The organism is Aquicoccus porphyridii (assembly GCF_008369105.1).
Classification (GTDB): Bacteria; Pseudomonadota; Alphaproteobacteria; order Rhodobacterales; family Rhodobacteraceae; genus Aquicoccus; species Aquicoccus porphyridii.
The window spans coordinates 1-417 of the sequence record NZ_VINQ01000157.1 but is presented as its reverse complement, the minus strand read 5'-3'; the positions used below and the strand labels follow the sequence as shown (position 1 = coordinate 417).

1 protein-coding gene is annotated in these 417 nt (G+C 69.1%); it reads left to right on the top strand.

From position 1 onward, the window contains the following. Positions 1–85 precede the first annotated feature (85 nt). On the top strand, positions 86–417 hold a 332-nt coding region (locus FLO80_RS24000; RefSeq protein WP_149187159.1), incomplete at its 3' end, for a hypothetical protein.

Below are 417 nucleotides of genomic sequence, written 5' to 3'. Positions count from 1 at the left end.
TGGATCCGAAGGTCAACTAAGCGCCTTCGTTCGAACGGGAGCCCCGCTGGTCGGGGCTCTTGCACATCCGTCCCGGGGAAATCCGATGCGCCGCTGGCTCCTGACCCTGCCGTTCCTCCTGCTGGCCGGTTGCGCTGGCCTGCACACGCCGTCCCGCGACGTCGAGGAGGCCGCGTCGCCGAGCGTAGCGCGTGATCCCGCCGATCCGCAGGATTGCCTGGCGCGCAGCGACTGCACGACCAAGACTTCGCGCACCCTGCTGTTCGTCTTCGACTATGCAGAGGCCGGCGGCGAACTGGTGGTGCGCGACGGTCGCCGACTGGAAACCCCGCCGGCGCCGCAACGCTCCACCTGGCCGGCGTTGCGCATCCAACTGGCCGAGCCGGTCAACGGTCGCTTCGAGTTCGAGAGCCCCTG